General features: G+C 69.0%; 20 protein-coding genes and 1 tRNA gene. 6 read left to right on the top strand and 15 right to left on the bottom strand.

Features of this window, described 5'->3' with window-relative positions; genetic code table 11:
- Positions 1-463: 463 nt before the first annotated feature.
- Together ACFVSU_RS21265 and ACFVSU_RS21260 are read right to left on the bottom strand one after the other, a co-directional pair.
- A tRNA-Ser gene (locus tag ACFVSU_RS21265) sits at positions 464-554 on the bottom strand.
- A gap of 57 nt (positions 555-611) precedes the next feature.
- Positions 612-1,469: an LLM class F420-dependent oxidoreductase gene (locus ACFVSU_RS21260; protein WP_387147817.1), complete on the bottom strand. Its 858-nt coding sequence runs from the start codon at positions 1,467-1,469 to the stop codon at positions 612-614.
- A 184-nt stretch (positions 1,470-1,653) separates the two neighbouring features.
- Between ACFVSU_RS21260 and ACFVSU_RS21255 the strand changes: the two genes are divergently transcribed.
- Positions 1,654-3,015, top strand: coding sequence for an MFS transporter (locus ACFVSU_RS21255; RefSeq protein WP_387147824.1), 1,362 nt, complete (start codon positions 1,654-1,656; stop codon positions 3,013-3,015).
- Positions 3,016-3,067: 52 nt separating this feature from the next.
- Complete coding sequence (locus ACFVSU_RS21250; protein WP_310292893.1) at positions 3,068-4,021, top strand: L-lactate dehydrogenase; 954 nt, start codon at positions 3,068-3,070, stop codon at positions 4,019-4,021.
- Between the two features lie 52 nt (positions 4,022-4,073).
- Here the strand turns inward: ACFVSU_RS21250 and ACFVSU_RS21245 are convergent, their stop codons facing one another.
- Entirely contained in the window at positions 4,074-4,523 is a 450-nt protein-coding gene (locus ACFVSU_RS21245; protein WP_387147813.1) for an SRPBCC domain-containing protein, read from the bottom strand.
- A 75-nt stretch (positions 4,524-4,598) separates the two neighbouring features.
- Here ACFVSU_RS21245 and radA point away from each other — a divergent pair, with 75 nt between their 5' ends.
- Positions 4,599-5,969: a DNA repair protein RadA gene (gene radA / locus ACFVSU_RS21240; RefSeq protein WP_387147810.1), complete on the top strand. Its 1,371-nt coding sequence runs from the start codon at positions 4,599-4,601 to the stop codon at positions 5,967-5,969.
- A gap of 186 nt (positions 5,970-6,155) precedes the next feature.
- On the opposite strand, the gene ACFVSU_RS21235 is transcribed toward radA, so the two are convergent.
- The 6 genes from ACFVSU_RS21235 to ACFVSU_RS21210 all read right to left on the bottom strand — a co-directional run bounded on the left by ACFVSU_RS21235 (position 6,156) and on the right by ACFVSU_RS21210 (position 11,657).
- A complete protein-coding gene (locus ACFVSU_RS21235; RefSeq protein ID WP_387147807.1) occupies positions 6,156-6,563 on the bottom strand; it encodes a dehydrogenase in 408 nt (135 codons plus the stop codon).
- Between the two features lie 44 nt (positions 6,564-6,607).
- Positions 6,608-7,324 (bottom strand): FadR/GntR family transcriptional regulator, encoded by a 717-nt coding sequence (locus ACFVSU_RS21230; RefSeq protein ID WP_387147804.1) that lies wholly within the window; start codon positions 7,322-7,324, stop codon positions 6,608-6,610.
- A 9-nt stretch (positions 7,325-7,333) separates the two neighbouring features.
- The gene (locus ACFVSU_RS21225; protein ID WP_387147801.1) at positions 7,334-8,107 is read right to left on the bottom strand and encodes a 3-oxoacyl-ACP reductase; all 774 of its coding nucleotides are present in this window, start codon (positions 8,105-8,107) and stop codon (positions 7,334-7,336) included.
- A 100-nt stretch (positions 8,108-8,207) separates the two neighbouring features.
- Positions 8,208-9,569, bottom strand: coding sequence for an aldehyde dehydrogenase family protein (locus ACFVSU_RS21220; RefSeq protein WP_387147798.1), 1,362 nt, complete (start codon positions 9,567-9,569; stop codon positions 8,208-8,210).
- Positions 9,566-10,288, bottom strand: coding sequence for a gamma-glutamyl-gamma-aminobutyrate hydrolase family protein (locus tag ACFVSU_RS21215; RefSeq protein ID WP_387147795.1), 723 nt, complete (start codon positions 10,286-10,288; stop codon positions 9,566-9,568). The genes ACFVSU_RS21220 and ACFVSU_RS21215 overlap by 4 nt, the downstream gene beginning before the upstream one ends.
- Before the next feature lie 7 nt (positions 10,289-10,295).
- Positions 10,296-11,657 carry a glutamine synthetase family protein gene (locus ACFVSU_RS21210; RefSeq protein ID WP_387147792.1) on the bottom strand — a complete coding sequence of 454 codons (1,362 nt, stop codon included), beginning with the start codon at positions 11,655-11,657 and terminating at the stop codon, positions 10,296-10,298.
- A gap of 179 nt (positions 11,658-11,836) precedes the next feature.
- Here ACFVSU_RS21210 and ACFVSU_RS21205 point away from each other — a divergent pair, with 179 nt between their 5' ends.
- Positions 11,837-13,396 carry an amino acid permease gene (locus tag ACFVSU_RS21205; protein ID WP_387147789.1) on the top strand — a complete coding sequence of 520 codons (1,560 nt, stop codon included), beginning with the start codon at positions 11,837-11,839 and terminating at the stop codon, positions 13,394-13,396.
- Between the two features lie 137 nt (positions 13,397-13,533).
- Here the strand turns inward: ACFVSU_RS21205 and ACFVSU_RS21200 are convergent, their stop codons facing one another.
- From ACFVSU_RS21200 to ACFVSU_RS21190, 3 genes are all read right to left on the bottom strand, one after another.
- Complete coding sequence (locus ACFVSU_RS21200; RefSeq protein WP_387147787.1) at positions 13,534-14,229, bottom strand: hypothetical protein; 696 nt, start codon at positions 14,227-14,229, stop codon at positions 13,534-13,536.
- A 78-nt stretch (positions 14,230-14,307) separates the two neighbouring features.
- Positions 14,308-14,811, bottom strand: a complete 504-nt coding sequence (locus ACFVSU_RS21195; protein WP_387147784.1) for an amino-acid N-acetyltransferase — start codon at positions 14,809-14,811, stop codon at positions 14,308-14,310.
- Between the two features lie 80 nt (positions 14,812-14,891).
- Positions 14,892-17,417, bottom strand: a complete 2,526-nt coding sequence (locus tag ACFVSU_RS21190; RefSeq protein WP_387147781.1) for an ATP-dependent Clp protease ATP-binding subunit — start codon at positions 17,415-17,417, stop codon at positions 14,892-14,894.
- A gap of 200 nt (positions 17,418-17,617) precedes the next feature.
- Between ACFVSU_RS21190 and ACFVSU_RS21185 the strand changes: the two genes are divergently transcribed.
- The gene (locus tag ACFVSU_RS21185; RefSeq protein ID WP_387147778.1) at positions 17,618-18,241 is read left to right on the top strand and encodes a hypothetical protein; all 624 of its coding nucleotides are present in this window, start codon (positions 17,618-17,620) and stop codon (positions 18,239-18,241) included.
- Entirely contained in the window at positions 18,238-18,471 is a 234-nt protein-coding gene (locus ACFVSU_RS21180) for a helix-turn-helix domain-containing protein (protein ID WP_387147775.1), read from the top strand. Before ACFVSU_RS21185 ends, ACFVSU_RS21180 begins: the two co-directional genes overlap by 4 nt.
- A 293-nt stretch (positions 18,472-18,764) precedes the next feature.
- Here the strand turns inward: ACFVSU_RS21180 and ACFVSU_RS21175 are convergent, their stop codons facing one another.
- From ACFVSU_RS21175 to cls, 3 genes are all read right to left on the bottom strand, one after another.
- Entirely contained in the window at positions 18,765-19,604 is an 840-nt protein-coding gene (locus ACFVSU_RS21175) for a hypothetical protein (RefSeq protein WP_387147772.1), read from the bottom strand.
- 445 nt (positions 19,605-20,049) lie between these two features.
- A complete protein-coding gene (locus tag ACFVSU_RS21170; RefSeq protein WP_387147769.1) occupies positions 20,050-20,787 on the bottom strand; it encodes a hypothetical protein in 738 nt (245 codons plus the stop codon).
- A gap of 126 nt (positions 20,788-20,913) precedes the next feature.
- Complete coding sequence (gene cls, locus ACFVSU_RS21165) at positions 20,914-22,380, bottom strand: cardiolipin synthase (RefSeq protein ID WP_387147765.1); 1,467 nt, start codon at positions 22,378-22,380, stop codon at positions 20,914-20,916.
- Positions 22,381-22,455 lie beyond the last annotated feature (75 nt).

Genomic DNA, 22,455 nt, shown 5'->3' with positions numbered 1-22,455 from the left:
AAAAAGACCCCCACCAACCAGAAAACCGGTCGACAGAGAAAAAAATTGGCATTTGACAAGTGCACGCTGTTGAGTTCTCAAAGATCGGACGCACCCGCATTCCGGCTTCACAGCCATCACCGCAGGGCAACTTCACTATCTTATCCCATCAAAGCTGTCCGTCAGACCGACCGGAGCGCTTCGAGCGGGAAACCCATCGTCCAGCACGCGAAGCGTCTTGGAGGTGATGGGGCGGTTCGTTACTTGAGGGGAGCCAGACCCTGAGGCCTTCCGCTCTACCCTTTGGGGCGAACAAGAAGACTTTACCCCGCGGATGCGGTTTCGTCCAAATCGACGCCCCAGACGGCTGCTCGGCCCCCGCGGAGACCCCACGGAGACCCCGCCAGACGCCGGATCCCGTCACGATCGAACCTGCCCCAAACGCAGATCAGCCCCGCACGAAGCGGGGCTGATCTGGTGAAGCTGGCGGTGACGGTGGGATTTGAACCCACGGTAGGGGGTTACCCTACACAACTTTTCGAGAGTTGCACCTTCGGCCGCTCGGACACGTCACCGCCGACAAGCTTACGACACGTCGGCGGATGCTGCGAATCGAGGCCTCTCCCGCGGTCTCAGCCGAGCTCGATCGCCCCGCGGATCACGTCGACCACACGCTCCGGCTCGTCGATCCCGACGGCGAACACGTACGTCGCCGTGAACCCGATGCCTGCGAGCGACTCCGCGATCCCCGCCAGGTCCGCCGGCGTCGACTCGGGGGTGATCGCCACCATCGCGGTCTTCTCGATGTCGTCGTAGTCACGTCCGACGTCGTCGCAGTGGCCGCGGAGCACGTCGAGCTTGTGCGTGGGCAGCTCGCCGCGCACGCCGAGGTTGCACGCATCCGCGTATTGGGCCACCAGCCGGAGGGTCTTCTTCTCGCCGCCCCCGCCGATCAGCAGATAAGGATGCGGGCGCGTGATGCTCTGCGGGGAGTTCAGCGTCCGCTCGAGCTGCCAGATCGCACCTTCGTAGGACTCGTCCGAGTCCGACCACATCTGCAGGCAGATCTGCAGCGTCTCCTCGAGCTCACGGAACCTCCGGCCGACCGGCGGGAACGGGAAGCCGAGCCCGCGGCACTCCTCCTCGTTCCACGCCGCGCCGAGCCCGAGGCCGAAGCGACCGCCCGACAGCACGTCGAGCGTCGTCACCTGCTTCGCCAGCAGGGCGGGGTGCCGGTAGATCACGCCGGTGACGAGGGCATGGAGCATCGCCTTCTCGGTGTGTGCGGCGATGAACCCGAGCGTGGCGTACGCCTCGAGCATCTCGTGCTCCACCGGGCCGAGGCCGGGCAGCTGCCAGAAGTGGTCCATGACCGTGATGCGACGGATGCCGGCGTCCTCGGCATTGCGCACGTGCCGGGCGAGCGCCGGGCCGAGCTGCGCGGCGCCGGTGCGCCAGGTGAAGTCTGCGATGTGGATTCCGAAGTCCATGCGCATCTCCTGTTCCGAGCGATCGGATCGACTGCATCGTCAGGTTAGTCGCCGCCGCGAGGGTGCGGGCCAGCCGAGCGCATCCACTTCGACGGCGACGGCCCCCGTGTCGCCGGGGCGGTCTAGCGTGGGGATCGTGACCGACGAGCACCCTGGCGAGGCGCCGACATCCGTCACGGGCCGCATGTCGACGACGCAGCGGTATGTGCTGTGGATCGCGGTGCTCGCGTCGTTCGTGGCCTTCCTCGACGGCACGATCGTGAACGTCGCCCTGCCGGCGATCAGCGAGGAGCTCGGCGGCGGCATCACGACGCAGCAGTGGGTCGTCGACGCGTACCTCATCACCCTCGGTGCGCTGATCCTCGTAGCGGGATCCGTGAGCGATGCGTACGGGCGGGTGCTGGTGCTGCGCATCGGGCTCATCGGGTTCGGCATCGCCTCCCTCGCGATCGCCGCCTCCCCGACCGCGGAGTTCCTCATCGTCGCGCGGGGGTTCCAGGGCGCGGCCGGCGCGTTCCTCGTGCCGAGCTCGCTCGCGCTCATCACGTCGAACTTCAGCGGCTCGGCGCAGAGCCGCGCCATCGGCATCTGGACAGCCATGACCACGTCCGCCATGATCGTCGGCCCGCTGCTCGGCGGCATCCTGGTCGACTTCGCATCGTGGCGGTGGGCCTTCCTCATCAACGTCGTGCCGATCGGCGTCACCCTCGCGCTGCTGGCGCGCGGCGGCTTCCGCGACACGCGGCATCCCGGTGCCTCGATCGACTGGGTCGGTGCGGCGCTGTGCACCCTCGGTCTCGGCGGCATGGTCTACGCCCTCATCGAGCAGCCCAACCAGGGCTGGGCGTCCCCCGCGATCTGGCTGCCGCTCGTCCTCGGCGCGGTGCTGTTCCTCGCCTTCATCCTGCGGCAGCGCACGGTGCGGCGTCCGATCCTGCCGCTCGATCTCTTCCGGGTGCGCAACTTCTGGACCGGCAACGTCGCGACCACCTTCATCTACGGGGCGCTGGCACTCAACGGACTCGTCGTGGTCGTGTACCTGCAGGAGGGCGCGGGACTCCCCGCGACGCTGGCCGGGCTGGCCAGCCTGCCGATGACGATCCTGATGATCCTCTTCAGCTCACGAGTCGGGTCGCTCAGCGGGAGGTGGGGTCCGCGGTTCTTCATGACCGTCGGACCGATCACGATGGGGATCGGCGCTCTGCTCCTCCTCACCGTCGGCACCGACTTCTCCTACTGGTGGCAGGTGCTGCCGAGCATGATCGTGATGGGCGCGGGCCTCGCGCTCACGGTGGCTCCGCTCACGTCGGCGATCCTCGGGGCGATCGGCCCCGAGCGCTCGGGCATCGCCTCGGCCGTCAACAACGCGGTGGCGCGCGTCGCCGGGCTGATCGCCATCGCCCTGCTCGCCACCATCGTCGGCGGCGCGCTCGACCTCGACGGGTTCCACCGGTCGGCCATCGTCACGGCGGTGCTGATGATCGCCGGCGGGATCACGTCGTTCTTCGGGATCCGCAATCCCCAGCGCTCACCTGACGGGGTATAGACCCGGCGATCCACGCTGGCTTGCAGCATCCGCTCACTGCAAGACTGGCCGCATGGCCGTCATCGAGAACTCGAAAGTCACCATCGTCGGAGCCGGCAGCGTCGGCTCGAGCGCCGCATACGCCGCGCTCATCCGCGGTTCCGCCCGCCACGTCGCCCTCTACGACATCGCGACGCAGAAGGTCGAGGCCGAGGTCCTCGACCTCGCGCACGGCACGCAGTTCACCGGGACGAGCGACATCATCGGCGGCAGCGACCTGTCGGTGGTCGAGGGTTCGCACGTCGTCGTGATCACGGCGGGCGCGAAGCAGAACCCGGGTCAGACCCGCATTGAGCTCGCCGGCGTGAACGCCGGGATCATGAAGAAGATGATGCCGCAGCTGCTCAGCGTCGCGCCCGACGCCGTCTACGTCATCGTCACCAACCCCTGCGACGTGCTCACGGTCCTCGCGCAGGAGGAGACCGGCCTGCCGCCCGAGCGCATCTTCGCGTCGGGCACCGTGCTCGACACGTCGCGTCTGCGCTGGAAGCTCGCCGAGCGCGCGGGCGTCTCGACCTCGAGCGTGCACGCGTACATCGTGGGCGAGCACGGCGACACCGAGTTCCCGCTGTGGTCGAAGGCGACGATCGGCACCGTCCCGATCCTCGAGTGGGTCACGCCCGCCGGCGACCGCATGTCTGTCGAAGAGCTCGACCAGATCGCCATCGACGTCCGCGACGCCGCCTACAAGGTGATCCAGGGCAAGGGCGCGACGAACTACGCGATCGGTCTGTCGAGCGCGCGCATCATCGAGGCCATCCTCAACGACGAGCGCGCGGTCATGCCCGTCTCGCCGGTGCTGCGGGACTTCCACGGCGTCGACGGCGTGGCGCTGTCGGTGCCGTCTGTCGTGAGCGCGGCCGGTGCCGTGCCGATCCGCGAGACGCAGTTCGACCACCAGGAGCTCGAGCTGTTCCACGCCTCCGCCGCGGCGCTGAAGGAGGTCGCCGACTCCCTGCGCGGCTGAGCCCCGTCGACGCCGGCGGCACGGATGCTGCGGGCCGCAGCATCCGTTTCCCTCATTCGAACAGGCGGGCGAGGTTCTCCAGTGACGACGCGAGGCCCTCGGCGTGGTCTTCGGGCGAGATGCCGGAGGGCACGTCCGTCGCCTGGACGGTGACGAGGGTCGACCCGTGGCGCGGCTCGAAGCTCCATGTCATCGTCATCGTGCCGGCGAAGGCGGGGTCGTCCGAGGGGAAGTCGATCGCCTCGATGATCCCGTGCGGCGGTGCGAGCTCGACGCGGCGCACGTCCGCCACGTCGGCATCCGCGGTCGCCTTGCCCCCGCCTTCGGGAGCCTCGTCGTAGGTCAGCACCATGCGGTAGCCGGTGACCGGGTCGAATCGCTCGAAGCGGCCCGTCATCCCGGACGGCGGCAGCCATGCGAGGAGCTGGCCGGCATCCGTGAACGCGGCGAACACGCGGTCGGGGGCGGCCGCGATGAGACGGGATGCCGAGTCCACACGCATACCGTCAACCTACGCCTCGACCGGACGTGCGCGGGGCTCGCGGGCGATGTCGCGGGCCGGACGTAGGCTCATCGCATGCCCGCTGCCCGACGCCCGACGCAGACAGCCCCCTACCGGTGCACCGAGTGCGGCTGGACCACGCTCAAGTGGGTGGGGCGCTGCGGCGAGTGCCAGCAGTGGGGCACCGTGGTCGAGGCCGCCGAGCAGACCGGCATCCTCCGCTCGGTGACTCCGGTCTCCCCCGGCGCGGGGCGCGCGGCGCAGCCGATCACGCGCATCGACACGTCCGACGCACCACGGCGCACCACGGGCGTCGGCGAGTTCGACCGCGTCCTCGGCGGTGGGCTGGTGCCTGGAGCTGCGATCCTGCTGTCGGGCGAACCGGGCGTCGGCAAGTCCACGCTGCTGCTCGAGGTCGCCGCGCAGTCCGCCCAGGCGGGGCGGCGCGTTCTCTATGCGAGCGCCGAGGAGTCCACGGCCCAGGTGCGGCTGCGCGCCGAGCGCACCGGCGCGCTGCACGACGAGCTCTACCTCGCGAGCGAGACCGACCTCGCGACGATCCTCGGGCACGTCGACGAGGTCAAGCCCGACCTTCTCATCGTCGACTCGGTGCAGACGGTGTCGTCGGCGCTGTCGGAGGGCATGGCGGGGCATCCGTCGCAGGTGCGCGAGGTCGCCGCGACGCTCATCCGCGTCGCGAAGGAGCGCGGCCTTCCCACGATCATCGTCGGCCACGTCACGAAGGACGGCTCGATCGCCGGTCCTCGCATCCTCGAGCACCTGGTCGACGTGGTGTGCCAGTTCGAGGGCGATCGGCAGACGTCGCTCCGGTTCGTGCGTGCGCTCAAGAACCGGTTCGGCCCGACGGACGAGGTCGGATGCTTCGACATGACCGGCGCCGGCATCGCCGAGGTGCCCGACCCCAGCGCGCTGTTCCTCGGTCACGGCAGCACCGAGCCCGGCACGTGCGTGTCCATCGCACTCGAAGGTCGCCGGGCGCTCCCCGTCGAGGTGCAGGCGCTCACGATCGACAGCAAGTCGGGCAACCCGCGGCGCATCGTTAACGGCGTCGATGCGGCGCGCGTCGCGACCGTGCTCGCGGTGCTCGAGAAGCGGATGAAGATCAAGACCTCCGACCAGGACGTCTACGTCTCGACGGTCGGCGGTGTGAGGTTCGCCGAGCCTGCGGCTGATCTCGCCATCGCGCTGGCCGTCGCTAGCGCGGTCGAGGGCTGGACGATTCCCCGGCACATCGCCGTCGTCGGCGAGCTGAGCCTGGCGGGCGAGGTGCGGCCCGTCACCCAGGCCGCGCAGCGACGCAGCGAAGGCGCGCGACTCGGCTATCGCGATGTCATCGACCACCGGTCAGGATCCCTCGGGGGCGCCGTCAGCGACGTGCGGGTGCGCTCGAAGGGCCGACCCGGCGAGGACATCCCCGAGTTCTGAGCCGCGGCGACGCCCTCAGCGACCGCGAGGCCGCCGGCGCCGCCCGGGATCGGCGAACCCCAGCACGATGGGGATCACCAGTCCGGCCGCGCAGACGATTCCGACGAGCAGGTACTCCACCCGGCGAGTCTGCCCCGCGGCGTCGCGCCCCGGCGGACTTTCGCGCGGAGTGTCCGACTTCCGCGATCAGGCGTCGAGCGCGGCGATGAGGTCGGTGGGTGAGGCCTGCAGCGGGTGCGGGCCGGCGATGTCGAAGAAGACCGTGGTGATCTCGTCCTCGTGCGCGCCGAGGAAGGCGCGCAGCCACGTCGGCGACTGCAGCGCAACGCCCGGGGGCAGTGTCTCGGGCTTGTGGGCGGCGTCGCTGAACAGCAGCAGCGCGATGTCGCCGGTCTTCGCGTCGCGGTAGGTCCACACCTCGCCGACGTCGAGGGGGTTGTCACGGTGACCGGGCCGCATCAGCGGGACGACGGTGGGGCCGTGGCGCAGCGCGAAGGCGACCGCGGCCATGTCCTGCGTCTGGAGCGCGTCGCCGAGCTGGGTATTGCGGAAGTCCGCCGCTCCGGCCTTCTTCACGCGTTTCTTGCCTGCCACCCGTCCAGCGTAATCGCCCGACGCAGCGGCGACGCGGCGGTCAGTCAGGCGAGGAAGCCGCGCAGCAGGGCCTCGGAACCGGCGAGGTGTTCGAGGATCGCGGCTTCCGCAGCATCCGGTCGCCCCGCGAGGATCGCCGTCACGATGCGCTCGTGCTGCACGTTGGAGTGCTCGATGTTGCGCGGCAGCAGCGGGAACGTGTCGAGCCACTCGTTCACGCGCGCCCGGTTCTCGGCGGCGAGCGCCACGAGGGACGGGATGGCGGCGAGCTCGGCGATCGTGAGGTGCAGCAGGGTGTCGAGCCGGCGATAGTCGGCTTCGGATGCTTCGGCCACGACCTCGTAGCGCGCCCACAGCTCGTCGCGGGCGGCGGCGTCGAGCGTGCGTCCGGCCGCGGCGCGGGCCGCGCCCGCCTCGAGCACGCGGCGAAGCCCGAGGACGTCCTCCAGCTCGGCGGTCGTGACGTCGCGGGGGTGCGGAGGTTGCGGCAGCGGGTCGGCGACGAACGTGCCGCCGTAGCGGCCGCGTCGGCGCACGAGGTAGCCGGTGTCGGCGAGCTCACGGATCGCCTCACGCACCGTGTCGCGGCTCACGGCGTAGAGCACGGCGAGCTCGCGCTCGGACGGCAGCGACTCCCCCGGCGCGACCACGCCCAGCCGGATCGTCTGCACCAGGCGCGCGACGGTGTCTTCGAGCGCGTTGCCCTCGCGCACCGGCCGGTAGACGGCCTTGCGCACCTCCTGCAGTGGGGCATCGGTCATGGCGAGACCCTACAGCGGGGTGACATAGGCGTTCGTGATGCCGCCGTCGACGACGAACGTGCTCGCGGTGATGAACGACGCGTCGTCCGACGCGAGGAAGGCGACCGCCGCCGCGAGCTCCTCGGGCTCGGCGAAGCGACCCATCGGCACGTGCACGAGCCGGCGCTGCGCGCGCTCGGGGTCCTTCGCGAAGAGCTCCTGCAGCAGCGGGGTGTTCACCGGGCCGGGACACAGTGCGTTCACGCGCACCCCCTGGCGCGCGAATTGCACGCCAAGCTCGCGGGTCATGGCGAGCACGCCGCCCTTGGATGCGGTGTACGAGATCTGCGACGTCGCCGAACCGAGCAGCGCGACGAACGAGGCGGTGTTGATGATCGACCCCTTGCCCGCCGGCACCATGTGCCGCAGCGCCGCGCGCGAGCACAGGTACACGCTCTTGAGGTTGACGTCCTGCACGCGATCCCACGCCGGCAGCTCGGTCGTCTCGATCGAGTCGTCGTCGGCGGGTGAGATGCCGGCGTTGTTGAACGCGATGTCGAGGCGCCCGAGGTCGCCCGCGACCGAGTCGAAGAGCATGTTGACGGATGCCTCGTCCGCGACGTCCACCGGACGGAACAGCCCGTCGACCTCCAGGGCCGCCCGCTCCCCGGCGGCCGGGTCGAGGTCGGCGATCACGACGCGTGCGCCCTCGGCGGCGAACCGCCGTGCGGTCGCGAGGCCGATGCCGGATGCCCCGCCCGTGATGACGGCCACCCGGTCCTTGAGCCGCTGGGTCAGATCCATGCGCTTCCCTTCCTTTCCTGCCCTGCGATGTCCGGACTTCGCAGGATTCCGCGCCCCGAAGCCCGCGAAGTCCGGACATCGCACCCGGTGTCGATGCCAGTCACGAGGCGTCCGTCGCGAAGAAGACGTTCTTGGTCTCGGTGAAGTGCTCGACGGCGTCGGGGCCCAGCTCGCGGCCGAGGCCCGACGCCTTCATGCCGCCGAACGGGGTCCAGTACCGCACCGAGGAGTGCGAGTTGACCGACAGCACGCCGCTCTTCACACCCCGCGAGACGCGCACCGCACGGCCGAGGTTCTCGGTCCAGATCGAGCCGGCGAGACCGTAGATCGTGTCGTTCGCCAGCCGGATCGCGTCGGCCTCATCGTCGAACGGGAGCACCGCGACGACGGGCCCGAAGACCTCCTCGCGCGCGATGCGGTCGGCGGGGCCGGCCAGCACCACGGTGGGGGCGAACCAGAAACCGTCGCCGGACGGCGCCGACCCGCGGAACGCGACGTCCGCCCCGTCGAGGAAGCCTTCGACGGTGGAGCGATGGGATGCCGAGATCAGCGGCCCCATCTCCGTCGCCTCGTCCGCGGGGTCGCCGACCCGCCACGCCTGCACCGCGGGCTCGAGGAGTTCGAGGAACCTGTCGTACACCGATCGCTCGACCAGGATGCGGCTGCGGGCGCAGCAGTCCTGCCCGGCGTTGTCGAACACTGCCCCTGGTGCCGATGCTGCGGCCTTCTCGAGGTCGGCGTCGGCGAACACGATGTTGGCGCTCTTGCCGCCGAGCTCGAGGGTGACGGGCTTGAGCTCGCGCGCGCAGCCCGCCGCGACATCCGTCCCCACCGACGTCGAGCCGGTGAAGACGACCTTGCGCACCTCCGGGTGCGAGACGAACCGCTGCCCGACGACCGAGCCCGACCCGGTGACGACCTCGAACAGCCCCTCCGGCAGTCCGGCGAGAAGCGCGAGCTCCCCCAGCCGCATCGCCGTGAGCGGAGTCAGCTCGGCGGGCTTCAGCACGACGGCGTTGCCCGCGGCGAGCGCCGGCGCGAACCCCCACGACGCGATGGTCATCGGGAAGTTCCACGGCACGATGATGCCCACCACCCCGTACGGCTCGTGGAACGTCACGTCGAGCCCGCCCGCGACCGGGATCTGCTGCCCCGACAGCCGCTCGGGCGCCCCGGCGTAGAAGTTCAGCACCTGCGCGACGTGCGACGCCTCCCAGCGGGCGGACCCGATGGGGTGACCCGAGTTGAGCACCTCCAGCTGCGCCAGCTCCTCGATGTGCGCCTCGACCACGCGCGCGAACGACCGCAGCGCGTCGGCCCGCGCGACCGGCGGCAGCGACGCCCACGAACGCTGCGCGACGACGGCGCGCGAGATCGCAGCATCCGTCTCGTCCTCACTCGCGCGAGCGACCTCACGGATCGGCAGCGCGGTCGCCGGATTGATGACGGTGAACACGCTCATGCGCTCGGCACTCCTCGCGATGCATAGACGGATGCCTCGGCCACGAGCCCCGCGAACAGCCGGCGGTCCTCCTGGTTCTGCTCGGGGTGCCACTGCACGCCGAGCACGTAGCCCTCGCCGTCCGACTCGAAGGCCTGTACCAGCCCGTCGGTGTGGGCGGTCGCGACGAGTCCGTCGCCGAGGCGGTCGACGCCCTGGTGGTGGTAGCTGTGCACCGCGAGCGCACCGGGTCCGACGAGCTCCGCCAGGCGCGACCCCTCGTCGACGATGACGTCGTTCGTCGCGAAGACGCCCCCGCCGACACGGAACCGCTCGGTGCCGAGCGCCTCGGGCAGATGCTGATGCAGCGTGCCGCCGCGCGCCACGTTCACGAGCTGCAGGCCGCGGCAGATCGCGAGGACCGGCAGTCGTCGCTCCTCCGCGCCGCGGAAGAGGGCGAGCTCCCACGCATCGCGATCGGGCCGGGGCTCGTCGGTGCGCGGATGCCGCTCGGCGCCGTACAGCTCCGGCTGCACGTCGAGCCCGCCGGTGAGGATCAGCCCGTCGAGTCCGTCGAGCACCGCGTCCGCGGCGATCTCGGGGTCCGGCTGCGGCGGCAGCAGCACGGCCACGCCGCCCGACGCCGTCACCGAGTCGAAGTAGACCTGCGGGAGGAACGCCGCGCGGACGTCCCAGACGCCCTGCTTCGCCTGCTCGAGGTAGGTCGTCAGACCGATCACAGGCTTCTTAGAGCCGCTCGAAGCCACGGACCCTCTCCCAGTCGGTCACGGCGGCGTCGTAGGTCTCGACCTCGATGCGCGCCTGGTTCAGGTAGTGCTCGACCATGTCGTCGCCGAACGCCGCCCTGGCGATGGCCGATTCGTCGAAGAGCTGCGCCGCTTCGCGCAGCGTCGTCGGCAGGTGGTCGACGCCGGCCGTGTAGGCATTGCCCTCCAGCCGATCGGGCAGCGGCAGCTCGTGCTCGATGCCGTGCAGGCCGCCCGCGATGATCGCGGCGATGCCGAGATACGGGTTGACGTCGCCGCCCGGCACACGGTTCTCGACCCGCAGCGACGAGCCGTGGCCGACCACGCGCAGCGCGCACGTGCGGTTGTCGACGCCCCACGCGACGCCGGTCGGGGCGAACGAGCCCTTCGCGAAACGCTTGTACGAATTGATGTTGGGTGCGTAGAGGACCGTGAACTCTCGGAGGGTCGCCAGGACGCCGGCGATCCAGTGCTCCATGAGCGGGCTGAAGCCGTGCGCGCCGTCGCCGGCCATGACGGGGTCCCCCGTCGCCGAGCGCACCGACAGATGGATGTGGCAGCTGTTGCCCTCCCGCTCGTTGAACTTGGCCATGAACGTGAGCGATTTGCCGTGATGCCCCGCGATCGCCTTCGCGCCGTTCTTGTAGATCGCGTGCTGGTCCGCCGTCTGCTGCGCCTCGGCGAACCGGAACGCGATCTCCTGCTGACCCAGGTTGCACTCGCCCTTGACGCCCTCGGTGTAGAAGCCGGCGCCGTCCATCGACAGCCGGATGTCGCGCAGGAGAGGTTCGAGGCGGCCCGAGGCGAGCAGGTCGTAGTCGACGTTGTAGTCGGTGGACGGTGTGAGATCCCGGTAGCCCTTGGCCCAGGCATCCCGATACGTGTCGTCGAAGACGATGAACTCGAGCTCTGTCCCGGAGAAGGCCACGAGACCGCGGTCGGCGAGCCGCTCGCGCTGGCGGTTCAGGATTTCGCGCGGCGACTGCACGACCGGGTCGCCGTTCTCCCACGTGAGATCGGCCATGACCATCGCGGACCCGGGCAGCCACGGGACGCGTCGGAGGGTGGAGACGTCGGGGCGCAGCATCATGTCGCCGTAGCCGGTCTCCCAGCTCGACATCGCGTAGCCGTCGACGGTGTTCATGTCGACGTCCACCGACAGCAGGTAGTTGCACGCCTCCGCACCGTGCGGCAGCACCTCTTCCTGGAAGAGCCGCGCCGACACCCGCTTGCCGACCAGCCTGCCCTGGGCGTCGGCGAACGCGACGATGACGGTGTCGATGTCGCCCGCGGCGATCCCGGCGTCGAGATCGGAAACGCTGAGAGGGGCCTGGGCCGTCATGAGTCCTCCATTGGTGGGCCGCGCGTCCTTTTCGCCCCACCAAAGCCACCGTATCGGGCCTTGCACGGGACGAAGTTGCTTCTAAAGGTAGACACGAAGTACCTTTCGCGCCATTCTCTTGCCAAGAGGCGATACATCCGTAGAATCGCGCGCGCTTTCCCGAGAGCGAGGAGCCCGTCATGTCAGATTCCCGATCCGTCGGCGGCGTCACCTATACGCAGGCCGGCAGCGAGTACTTCCAGAAACGCCAACTCACCCGCGCAGCCGGATTCTGGGGCCTGTGGGGCCTCGGTGTCGCGGCGGTCGTCTCGGGCGACTTCTCGGGCTGGAACTTCGGCCTCGGAGCCGCCGGCTGGGGCGGACTGCTGATCGCGACGCTGATCATCATCGTCATGTACTTCGGCATGCTCTTCTCGATCGGCGAGATGTCGGCGGCGCTGCCCCACACCGGCGGCGCCTACTCGTTCGCCCGTTCGGCGATGGGCCCGTGGGGCGGCTTCATCACCGGCTTCGCCGAGACCATCGAGTACGTCTTCACCACGGGCGTGATCGTGCTCTTCTCCGCCGACTACCTGAACGGCATCTTCTCGATCCTCAGCGGCGGGGCGTTCGACCTGAAGGCGGCGGGACTCCAGTGGGTCTGGTGGATCGTCCTCTACGCCGTGTTCATCGGTCTCAACACGGCGGGAGCCGCGATCTCCTTCCGGTTCGCCGTCGTCGTGTCGATCCTGACCATCGGCATCCTCGTGCTCTTCGGCGTGCTCGCGTTCGCGAACGGCGCCGTCGACTTCTCCCGGGTGTGGGACATCGCGCCCGATGAGTCCATCGCCGGATCGTCGGAGTTCCTGCCCTTCGGCGGCATGGGCATCCTGTTCGCCCTGCCGTTCGCGATGTGGTTCTTCCTCGGGATCGAAGAGCTCCCCCTCGCGGCGGAAGAGGCGCACAACCCCCAGAAGGACATCCCCCGCGCGGGCATCTGGGGTCTTCTGACGCTCATCTTCACCGGCGCCATCGTGCTGTTCCTGAACCCGGCGGTCACCGGCTCGGCCGCGATCGCGGCGAGCGGCGAGCCGCTGCTCGACGGCTTCCGAGCCTTCCTGCCGCCTCAGCTCGCTGCGGTGCTCGCGCTCTTCGCGCTGATCGGCCTTCTCGCCTCGCTGCAGGGCATCATGTTCGCCTACGGACGCAACATGTACTCCCTGTCGCGCGCGGGCTACTACCCCAAGTTCCTGTCGCTCACGGGCAAGCGCCAGACGCCGTGGGTGGCTCTCCTCACGGGCGCGATCATCGGCTTCGTCGTGCTGGTCGGCGTCGATCTCATCACGAAGGCGAACGAGGACATCGGCGCCGTCTCGAATGCGATCGTGCTCAACATCGCGGTGTGGGGCGCGGTCATCTCCTACCTCCTGCAGATGGTGTCGTACATCGTGCTCAAGGTGAAGCTGCCGAACGTCGCGCGCCCGTACCGCAGCCCGGTGGGCATCACGGGCGCCGCCATCGCCGGCGTCATCGCCCTCGCGACGTTCATCGGCCAATTCATCAACCCCGGATACACGGCCGCGATCATCGCGATCGGGGTGCTCTACGTCATCGGCCTCGTCATCTTCGCCCTCGTCGGCCGCCACCGCCTGGTGCTCTCTCCGGAAGAGGAGTACGCGCTGTCAGGTGGCCAGCACCGCGATCCTCAGGCGGAGGGCTACGACGCGATGGAGAAGGAAGTCTTCGACAACAAGCCCTAGGTGTTCGGCCAAAACACCTTGTGCAGGGGAAGAGGAGCGGGGCGGCCTGGGGGACGCCCCGCTCCACTGCGTCGCACGGACGATCGGGAAGACGGATGCTGCGCCCCGCGGTATCCGGCAGGGGTCCGAGGTGCGCGTCAGTAGAGCAGGAACTGCTTCGGCTCCGTCGACGGGATGCCGCCGATCTCGACCGACAGGTGGTACGAGGCGCCGCCGCCGGGAGCCATCGGGCGGTTGCCGTCGGCGCAGGTGCCGACCGCGGAGCGCGTGCGATCCCACGAGAGGGCCGTCGCGCTCGACACCGTCTGCCCGGCGGCGATCAGCACGATCATGTCGCTGGGCTCGCTCTGGCAGTCGGTCGAGCGCCACCAGATGTCGTCGCCGCTGGTGACCGTGAACGACTGGGCGCTGGTGCCGACGTTCATCGTGCAGTCGGGCCCGTTGTTGGTGAGCGTGATGGTGAACTGCGGCTGCTGCTCGCCCGCGTAGGTGTCGGCGCTGGTGACCGGCTCGACCGTGATCTCGCTCGCGACACACGGCTGCGCGGTGGGGGTCGCCCCGGGCGTCGGGGTCTGCCCCTCGACGACCGCACCTTCGACGGCCCCGGTGTCGGTTCCCCCGGTGGTCGCCTGCGACGACGGCACCGGCAGAGACTCGGCCGTGTTCTTCGCCGGGGGCTTCTCGTCGGAGGAGGTCGTCGCCGCCCCCGCCCACGGCTGCGCGATGAGCAGCCAGACCACCGCCGCGATGACCAGCAGCCCGACGATCAGCACGAGCCGCCGGCGACGGTAGACCGCCTTGGAGGGGCGACGTCGGGGGCTGGTGCCGGTCATGCTCAACAGGCTAACGGCGGGCGTCGCCTTCTCCCGTCGGCGCGCCCCGGATGCCGCGACCCGGCGGCCGCGCGAGCGTCAGAGGCGCTTGATCATGCGGGTGTTGCCGAGGGTGTTCGGCTTCACGTGCGCGAGGTCGAGGAACTCCGCGACGCCCTCGTCGGGAGAGCGGATGAGCTGCGAGTAGACGTCGGGGTCGACGACCTGCTCGCCGATCTGCTCGAACCCGCGACGCGTGAAGAAGTCGACCTCGAACGTCAGGCAGAACAGGCGCGAGAGGCCGAGCGTGCGGGCGTTCGTCTCGAGGCCCTCGACGATCGCGCGGCCCACACCGTGGTGCAGCCAGCCGTCGGCGACGATGAGGGTGCGGACCTCCCCGAGGTCCTCCCACATCACGTGCAGCGCGCCGCAGCCGATGATGTCCCCATTCGCGTCCTCCGCGATGAGGAACTGCTGCGTCGCCTCGTACAGCACGACGAGGTCCTTGCCGAGGAGGATCCGCCGCTGCACGAACGGCTCGAGGAGCGCCTGGATGCGGCGGACGTCGCTCGTGCGTGCCGGCCGGACGGTGAACTCTGCCACCCGTCAAGCGTAGAGCCGCGCGGGCCCCGGAACGACGAAGAGCAGATGCCGTGGCATCCGCTCTTCGTTCGAATCAGGGGTTACGCGTTCGCAGCGAGATCCGGAGTCGCGGAGATCTCGCCGTTGTGCACGACTCCCACCGCGACCTTGTCGCCGCGCGGCCCGTGCTCGAAGACGAACTCGCCGTTCTGCGCGTCCACCTTCACGTGGTCGCCGGACTCGAGCTCGCCGTGCAGGATCTTCTCCGACAGACGGTCCTCGACCTCGCGCTGCATGGCGCGACGCAGCGGCCGGGCGCCGAGTGCGGGGTCGAACCCGATCTCGATCAGCTTGTCCTTCGCGGCATCGGTCAGCTCGATCGTCATGTCGCGGTCGAGCAGACGCTCGCCGAGGCGCTTGGTGAACAGACCCACGATCTGGCGCAGCTCGTCCTTGTCGAGCTGCGGGAAGACGATGATGTCGTCCACGCGGTTCAGGAACTCGGGCTTGAAGTTGCGCTTCAGCTCCTCGTTGACCTTGCCCTTCATGCGCTCGTAGGTCGTGCCGCTGTTGCCCTCGACCTGGAAGCCCACGGGGCCACCGGCGATCGCCGACGAACCGAGGTTCGTCGTCATGATGATCACCGTGTTCTTGAAGTCGATGACGCGACCCTGACCGTCGGTCAGGCGGCCCTCTTCGAGGATCTGCAGGAGCGAGTTGAAGATGTCGGGGTGGGCCTTCTCGATCTCGTCGAAGAGCACGACCGAGAACGGCTTGCGGCGCACCTTCTCGGTGAGCTGGCCGCCTTCTTCGAACCCGACGAATCCGGGAGGGGCACCGAACAGTCGCGAGACGGTGTGCTTCTCACCGAACTCCGACATGTCGAGCGAGATGAGCGCGTGCTCGTCGTCGAAGAGGAACTCGGCGAGCGCCTTGGCCAGCTCGGTCTTTCCGACACCGGTGGGGCCGGCGAAGATGAACGAGCCCGACGGGCGCTTCGGGTCCTTGAGGCCGGCGCGCTGACGGCGGATCGTCTTCGAGAGGGCGGCGATCGCCTCCTCCTGGCCGATGACGCGCTGGTGCAGCGCCTTCTCCATGAAGACGAGACGGCTCGACTCCTCCTCGGTGAGCTTGAACACCGGGATGCCGGTCGCCTGGGCGAGCACCTCGGCGATCAGGCCCTCGTCGACGACGGCGTGGCTGGCCACGTCACCCGAGCGCCACTGCTTCTCGAGGCGCAGGCGCTCGGCGAGCAGGGACTTCTCCTCGTCGCGCAGCGACGCGGCCTTCTCGAAGTCCTGGTCCTCGGAGGCGCGCTCCTTGTCCTCGCGAACCTTGGCGATCTTCTCGTCGAACTCGCGGAGCTCCGGCGGGCTCGACAGGATCGACAGACGCAGGCGGGCGCCGGCCTCGTCGATCAGGTCGATGGCCTTGTCGGGCAGGAAGCGGTCCGAGATGTAGCGGTCGGCGAGGTTCGCCGCCGCGACGATCGCGCCGTCGGTGATCTGCACCTTGTGGTGCGCCTCGTAGCGGTCGCGCAGCCCCTTCAGGATGTTGATCGCGTGGGGCAGGCTCGGCTCGGCGACCTGGATCGGCTGGAAGCGGCGCTCGAGCGCAGCATCCTTCTCGAAGTGCTTGCGGTACTCGTCGAGCGTGGTCGCACCGATCGTCTGGAGCTCACCACGCGCGAGGAGGGGCTTCAAGATCGACGCGGCGTCGATCGCACCCTCGGCGGCACCCGCACCGACGAGGGTGTGGATCTCGTCGATGAAGACGATGATGTCGCCGCGCGTGCGGATCTCCTTGGTGACCTTCTTCAGGCGCTCCTCGAAGTCACCGCGGTAGCGGGAACCGGCGATGAGCGAGCCGAGGTCGAGCGAGTAGAGCTGCTTGTCCTTGAGCGTCTCGGGCACGTCGCCCTTGACGATGGCCTGCGCGAGGCCCTCGACGACCGCCGTCTTTCCGACGCCGGGCTCGCCGATGAGGACGGGGTTGTTCTTGGAGCGGCGCGACAGGATCTGCATCACGCGCTCGATCTCCTTCTCGCGCCCGATGACCGGGTCGAGCTTGTTGTCGCGCGCGGCCTGCGTGAGGTTGCGACCGAACTGGTCGAGCACCTGCGAGCCGCCCTGCGTGCTGCCCTGGGTCTGCTCGCCGGCGCCGGAGGCGACACCCGCGGGCTCCTTGCCCTGGTAGCCCGAGAGCAGCTGGATGACCTGCTGGCGCACCTTGTTGAGGTCTGCGCCGAGCTTGACGAGCACCTGGGCGGCGACGCCCTCGCCCTCGCGGATGAGGCCGAGGAGGATGTGCTCGGTGCCGATGTAGTTGTGGCCCAGCTGCAGCGCCTCGCGGAGGCTGAGCTCGAGCACCTTCTTGGCGCGCGGCGTGAAGGGGATGTGCCCGGTCGGCTGCTGCTGACCCTGGCCGATGATGTCCTGCACCTGCTCGCGCACGGCGTCGAGCGAGATGCCCAGGCTCTCGAGCGCCTTGGCGGCGACCCCTTCGCCCTCGTGGATGAGACCGAGCAGGATGTGCTCGGTGCCGATGTAGTTGTGGTTCAGCATCTTCGCCTCTTCCTGGGCGAGGACGACCACACGACGGGCACGGTCGGTGAATCTCTCGAACATCGTTCACTCCTCCGGGGCGCCTCGGGTCGGTTGACCCACTGCGCCTTACAACGAGGGTAGCCAGCGGCTCGGGAGCGCACGGCCGTGTTCGCCGTGGGCATAGCGGGCGCGACACAGAACGGATGCCTTGCGTCGCAGCATCCCACGGGCTTATCGTTTTTCGATAATAATGTTTATCGATATGTAGTGAGGATGTGGACATGATCGACGCAACAGTCGACACGCTTCCCGGTCGCGCGGACCGCATCACGATGCGGGTGATCGGCGGACTGGCTGCGGCCATGGCCGTCGCGCTCGCCGCGGGTCAGGCGACCATCGTGGCGACCTTCGCGTGGGCCGACGCGGTGACCCTGTCGCTGCTCGCCGACCAGGCGCTGCCGGTCGAGGGCGGTGAGGGCGTGAGCGAGGCCGCCGTCGAGACCGTCGCGCTCACCACCGACGCGCTCGCGGCGGGAACGCGTGCGCTCTTCGCGGGCGGTGCCGTGCTGCTCGGCGTCACCGCGGTGATCGTCGGGTTCGCACTGGCGCTGCTGATGTTCGCGACGGCCTCGGGCCGGCCGTTCCGCCCGGCGCTCTACCGGTTCAGCCTCGTGGCCGGACTGGTACTCGTCCTCGGGCCGCTGCTGGCGACGGCGCTCACGGGGTTCGCCTCGATGCAGGCGGCTTTCGAGCTGAACGATGCCGTGAACGGCATCCTGGTCCCCGGGTTCGCCCTGTCGTCGTGGGGCCTCACGATCCCCGTCGTCGGCCTGGGTGTGATCTGCCTGGCGTATCTTCTCCGCCGGATGGAAGGCCTCCAGCGGGACACGGCAGGCCTCGTATGACGCCAGCCGACGACGACGGGCCCTCCGGCGTCCACTGCCGGCTCGACGAGCTGCTCGAGTCCCGCGGCATGACGCTCACGCGGCTCTCCGAGCTGGTGGGGGTGTCGGTCGTGAACCTCTCGATCCTGAAAAACGACCGCGCCCGCGCGATCCGCTACTCGACCCTCTCAGCGATCTGCCGGACCCTGGATTGCGAGATCGGCGACCTGCTGGTGCGGGCTGACACCTGACTCCGGCACGTAGGTGCGCCGGCCCCCTCTGCTCACCTGTCACAAAGCGTCGCGGTGGGTGGCGATTTGCGACAGGTGAGCAGCGGCCGTCGAGGCACGAAATCGCTCACCTGTCGCGAAGTGTCGTGGGTGCCGGCATTTCGTGACAGGCGAGCAATGGGGCCCGGGCAGAGGCGACTCACCTGTCACAAAGTGCCGAGGTGGGTGGCAGTTCGTGGCAGGCGAGCCAAGAGGATTCCGGATGCCGCGGGCCGCAGCATCCGGAATCTGAGACGATGCGGTGGGGCGGCGACTCAGGCGCGACGGCGGATCGCCGCGCGCACCCTCTGCACCGCCAGTGCGGGTTCGTCGAACAGATCGGCCTTGGTGATCTGCACGATGATCCATCCCGCGGCGCGAAGGGCCTCGTAGCGGGCGATGTCGCGAGCCCATTGCTCCGGATCGAGGAGGTGATGCTCGCCCTCGTACTCGATCGCGATCTTGAGGCCCGGATACGCGAGATCGACGCACCCGAGGTAGGCGCCGTTCTCATATACGTCGTGATTTCGCTCGGGCTCGGGCAGACCGTGATCGATGAGCGTGAGGCGCAGCCAGGACTCGGTGCGGGACGCGGAGTCGGTTCGCACGCGCGGCAGCGCGAGTCGAGCGGCGGCCACGCCGACCCTGCGGCCCGCGGAGACGGCGGTCTGGAGATCGGCAAGCGTCGCGAGAGGTGAGTCGACGCGCCACGTCCGCGCCACCGCGTCTCCGGCCGCGACAACGTCATAAGGATCGGTCAGCTGTCGTCCAAGACTCACCCAGACGGCCGCGGGCGTCGCGATGAGCAGACCCGTGCGCTCATCGCGCATGGTGGTCACGAGCGAGCGCTTGGCCTCGTGCCCGCGGATGCCGACGCTGCGAGGAAGCCGTCGCGGTCGGAACACCGACACATGCAGGAGCGATCGCGCGATCAGGAGGTATGGGAGAGGAATCCCGAGAATGACCGCGGCAGTGATGTGGCTGAAGAACTCACCCTCGGACATCCGCGGCGCATAGGCGAGGGCAAGTGCGAGGTGGGCTCGCTCGGCAGGGCCGAGAGCGCGACCCCAGCGGTCGGTCTCGAGCTCCTCGGGGAGGAAGGCATCACAGACCACTCGCACCCCGTGATAGGGCTTGTCCACGTCGGTGCGACGCAGTCGCCCCAACGGCACTCCGGCCTCTCTCGCCTGTCGCACCGAGAATCTGGGCCCGAGCTCCTCCGGAAGCGGTCGCATCACACGAGAAGCGTGACCTGAGCGCCGTCCGGATCGCGTCGTGACAGTTCGATTCCGTGGAGAGTCCGAAGCTCACCGCGCCTGGGGAGGAAGGGGCATCGGGCTCGTCCACCCGCTGCTCACCTGTCACAAGGTGCCGGCGCGGGCGACGCATCGCGACAGGTGAGCAGCGGCGACACCAACGAGAGCGGCTCACCCGTCACGAAGTGCCACTCGGGGCGGCACTTTGGGACAGGTGAGCAGCGGCGACACCAACGAGAGCGGTGAGCCGAAGACCTCAGAGGGCTCCGGATGCCGCGGGCCGCGGCATCCGTTCATCCGGGGGTCAGTTGGGGTAGATCGGGATGCGGATGTTGTCGAACTCGCTGCCGGTGAGGATGGCGAAGGTCTCGGCGTCCTCGTCCTCGAGGCCGTTGACCGCCGTCACGACGCCGCGCGGGGCCATGTCCATCGTGCAGACCTGGTCGGCCGGCGGGGTCACGAAGGTCACGGTGACCTCGGTCGCGCTGGTCGGCTCGGTGTTCTCGATCGTGGGAGCGCACGAGGACGAGCCCCACGACAGGATCACGAACTGGCCGTCGACGTCGGTCCAGCCGGCACTCGGCAGGTAGTCGGTCTCGCTGCCGGCCTTCAGGCCCTCGACGCCGTCGAGGTCGGTGTCGCCGTGCCAGCCGTCGCCGGTCACCTCGATCTCGACGCCCTTCGCGGGGTCGACCCCGTCGGGAACGCCCACCAGCGTCACGCGCGGGACGAGGTCGGCGGTGCACGCCTTGTCGCCCTCGGCGTCGACCAGCGTGACCTTCATCACGCCGTCTTCGAACGTCGCCTCCTCGGCGACCGGGATGCACGTCGAGCTGCCCTGGGTGACGATGCCGACCATGCGGCCGCCGTCGAGCCAGGCCGCGCCGACCTCCTGCTCGTTGCTGTCGTCGCTCTTGCCGGTCGCGGCCGGCGACGGGGTGGTGCCGCCGCTGCCGGCGGGCGTCGCGCAGGCGGTCAGGAGTCCTGCGGTGAGCAGCGCCAGGCCGAGCCCGGCGAGCAGTGAACGGGAGCGAACGGGCATGCGAGGCCTCCTGGAGTTCCGCGGACGCCATCCCCCGCGGCATCCGTCACCCATATCGTGTCGCAAAACGCCCCGGAATCTCAGCAGTCCGGTCACGTCAAGGTCACGATCCGCCGGGAGAACGCCTTACTGCAGCGCCGACGTCAGGCGCGCGAGATTGTCGAGCACCGTCGAGCGCAGCGGCTGCTTCTCCCACTCCTCGAGCGTGAGCTCCCGCGAGAGCGAGCGGTACATGTCTTCCACGATGCGCATCTGGCGCACGAACTCCTCGCCACGCACCAGCATCGAGATCTCCATGTTGAGACCGAATGAGCGCATGTCCATGTTGCTCGAGCCGACGATGGCGACCTCGTCGTCGATGGTGAGGCTCTTCGTGTGCAGGATGAACGGCTTCTTGTACATCCAGATCTTCACGCCTGCGCGCAGCAGCGCTTCGTAGTAGCTGCGCTGCGCGTGGTACACCATCGCCTGGTCGCCCTCCTCCGACACGAACAGTTCGACATGGATGCCGCGCTGACACGCTGTCGTGATCGCCAGGAGCATCGCCTCGTCGGGCACGAAGTACGGGCTCACCACGATGATCTTGCGCTGCGCCGCGTAGAGCAGCCCGGCGAAGAGCTTCAGGTTGTTCTGGAACTCGAATCCCGGCCCGGAGGGGATGATCTGGCAGTCGAGATCGCCCGGCCCGCTGGTCACGTCGAACAGGTCGATCTGCTCGGTGAGCACCTCATCGGTCTCGCTGTACCAGTCGCTCAGGAAGACGGCATTGACGGATGCGACGACCGGGCCTTCGATGCGCGCCATGAGGTCGACCCAGTTCAGACCGCGCTTGATGTTCTTGCGCAGGTTGTACGTCGAGGCGGTGACGTTCTGCGAGCCGGTGAACGCGACGCGCCCGTCGACGACGAGGAGCTTGCGGTGGTTGCGCAGGTCGGGGCGCTGGTACTTGCCGCGCAGCGGCTGCACCGGGAGCATGAGGTGCCACTGCGCGCCCATCCCGGTCAGGCGCTTGAGCGTGCGCTTGTAGAACGGCTTGCCGCGGTTCGCCCAGTGATCGAGCAGCACACGCACGGTCACCCCGCGCGCCGCCACCTCTTCGAGCGCGCGGAAGAAGTTGTCGGTCGCGGCATCCGCCTGGAGGATGTAGAACTCGACGTGCACGAACCGCTCGGCTTCGCGGATGGCGTCCGCCATCGCGTCGAGGCTCTCCTGGTAGTCGGGGATCAGGTGTGCGGCGTTGTCGCCCGCCAGGGGCATCGCACCGAGATTGCGGTTGAGCGTCACGAGCGACGTGAACCAGCTCGGCGCGTGCGGGCGCAGTGTTCCGAAGTCCAGCGACGCGCTGGTGTCGTGGATGTAGTCGTTGATGCGCTCCTGCTTGCGACGGCGCTTGCGCGGAAGCCGCGGGTTGCCGATCAGCAGGAACAGGAAGACGCCGATGATCGGGATGAAGTAGATCGCCAGCAGCCACGCCATCGCCGCGGTCGGACGGCGGTTGCGCGGCACCACGATGATCGCCGTGATGCGGATGACGATGTCGACGATGAAGACGAGCACCACCCACCACGTCGCGTCGAACGTGATGGTGATCATCGAGCGGAGCCTCTCCCCGGCGTCGGGCGGACCGACCCGATCGGACACGCCGATCGAGCGGTGTGCCCCACACTA

The organism is Microbacterium sp. NPDC058062, assembly GCF_042885375.1.
Lineage (GTDB): Bacteria > Actinomycetota > Actinomycetes > Actinomycetales > Microbacteriaceae > Microbacterium > Microbacterium trichothecenolyticum_C.
The sequence above is the reverse complement of the archived record's forward strand: the minus strand, read 5'-3'. Positions and strand labels throughout refer to the sequence as shown.

Excerpts from the sequence above, each read along its gene's own strand:
- ACFVSU_RS21220 (WP_387147798.1), bottom strand. The coding sequence starts at position 9,569 with ATGAGCGTGTTCACCGTCATCAATCCGGCGACCGCGCTGCCGATCCGT.
- ACFVSU_RS21185 (WP_387147778.1), top strand. The coding sequence starts at position 17,618 with ATGATCGACGCAACAGTCGACACGCTTCCCGGTCGCGCGGACCGCATC.
- ACFVSU_RS21180 (WP_387147775.1), top strand. The coding sequence starts at position 18,238 with ATGACGCCAGCCGACGACGACGGGCCCTCCGGCGTCCACTGCCGGCTC.
- ACFVSU_RS21255 (WP_387147824.1), top strand. The coding sequence starts at position 1,654 with ATGTCGACGACGCAGCGGTATGTGCTGTGGATCGCGGTGCTCGCGTCG.
- ACFVSU_RS21210 (WP_387147792.1), bottom strand. The coding sequence starts at position 11,657 with ATGACGGCCCAGGCCCCTCTCAGCGTTTCCGATCTCGACGCCGGGATC.
- ACFVSU_RS21200 (WP_387147787.1), bottom strand. The coding sequence starts at position 14,229 with ATGACCGGCACCAGCCCCCGACGTCGCCCCTCCAAGGCGGTCTACCGT.
- ACFVSU_RS21245 (WP_387147813.1), bottom strand. The coding sequence starts at position 4,523 with ATGCGTGTGGACTCGGCATCCCGTCTCATCGCGGCCGCCCCCGACCGC.
- radA (WP_387147810.1), top strand. The coding sequence starts at position 4,599 with ATGCCCGCTGCCCGACGCCCGACGCAGACAGCCCCCTACCGGTGCACC.
- ACFVSU_RS21190 (WP_387147781.1), bottom strand. The coding sequence starts at position 17,417 with ATGTTCGAGAGATTCACCGACCGTGCCCGTCGTGTGGTCGTCCTCGCC.
- ACFVSU_RS21225 (WP_387147801.1), bottom strand. The coding sequence starts at position 8,107 with ATGGATCTGACCCAGCGGCTCAAGGACCGGGTGGCCGTCATCACGGGC.
- cls (WP_387147765.1), bottom strand. The coding sequence starts at position 22,380 with ATGATCACCATCACGTTCGACGCGACGTGGTGGGTGGTGCTCGTCTTC.
- ACFVSU_RS21250 (WP_310292893.1), top strand. The coding sequence starts at position 3,068 with ATGGCCGTCATCGAGAACTCGAAAGTCACCATCGTCGGAGCCGGCAGC.
- ACFVSU_RS21205 (WP_387147789.1), top strand. The coding sequence starts at position 11,837 with ATGTCAGATTCCCGATCCGTCGGCGGCGTCACCTATACGCAGGCCGGC.
- ACFVSU_RS21170 (WP_387147769.1), bottom strand. The coding sequence starts at position 20,787 with ATGCCCGTTCGCTCCCGTTCACTGCTCGCCGGGCTCGGCCTGGCGCTG.
- ACFVSU_RS21230 (WP_387147804.1), bottom strand. The coding sequence starts at position 7,324 with ATGACCGATGCCCCACTGCAGGAGGTGCGCAAGGCCGTCTACCGGCCG.
- ACFVSU_RS21260 (WP_387147817.1), bottom strand. The coding sequence starts at position 1,469 with ATGGACTTCGGAATCCACATCGCAGACTTCACCTGGCGCACCGGCGCC.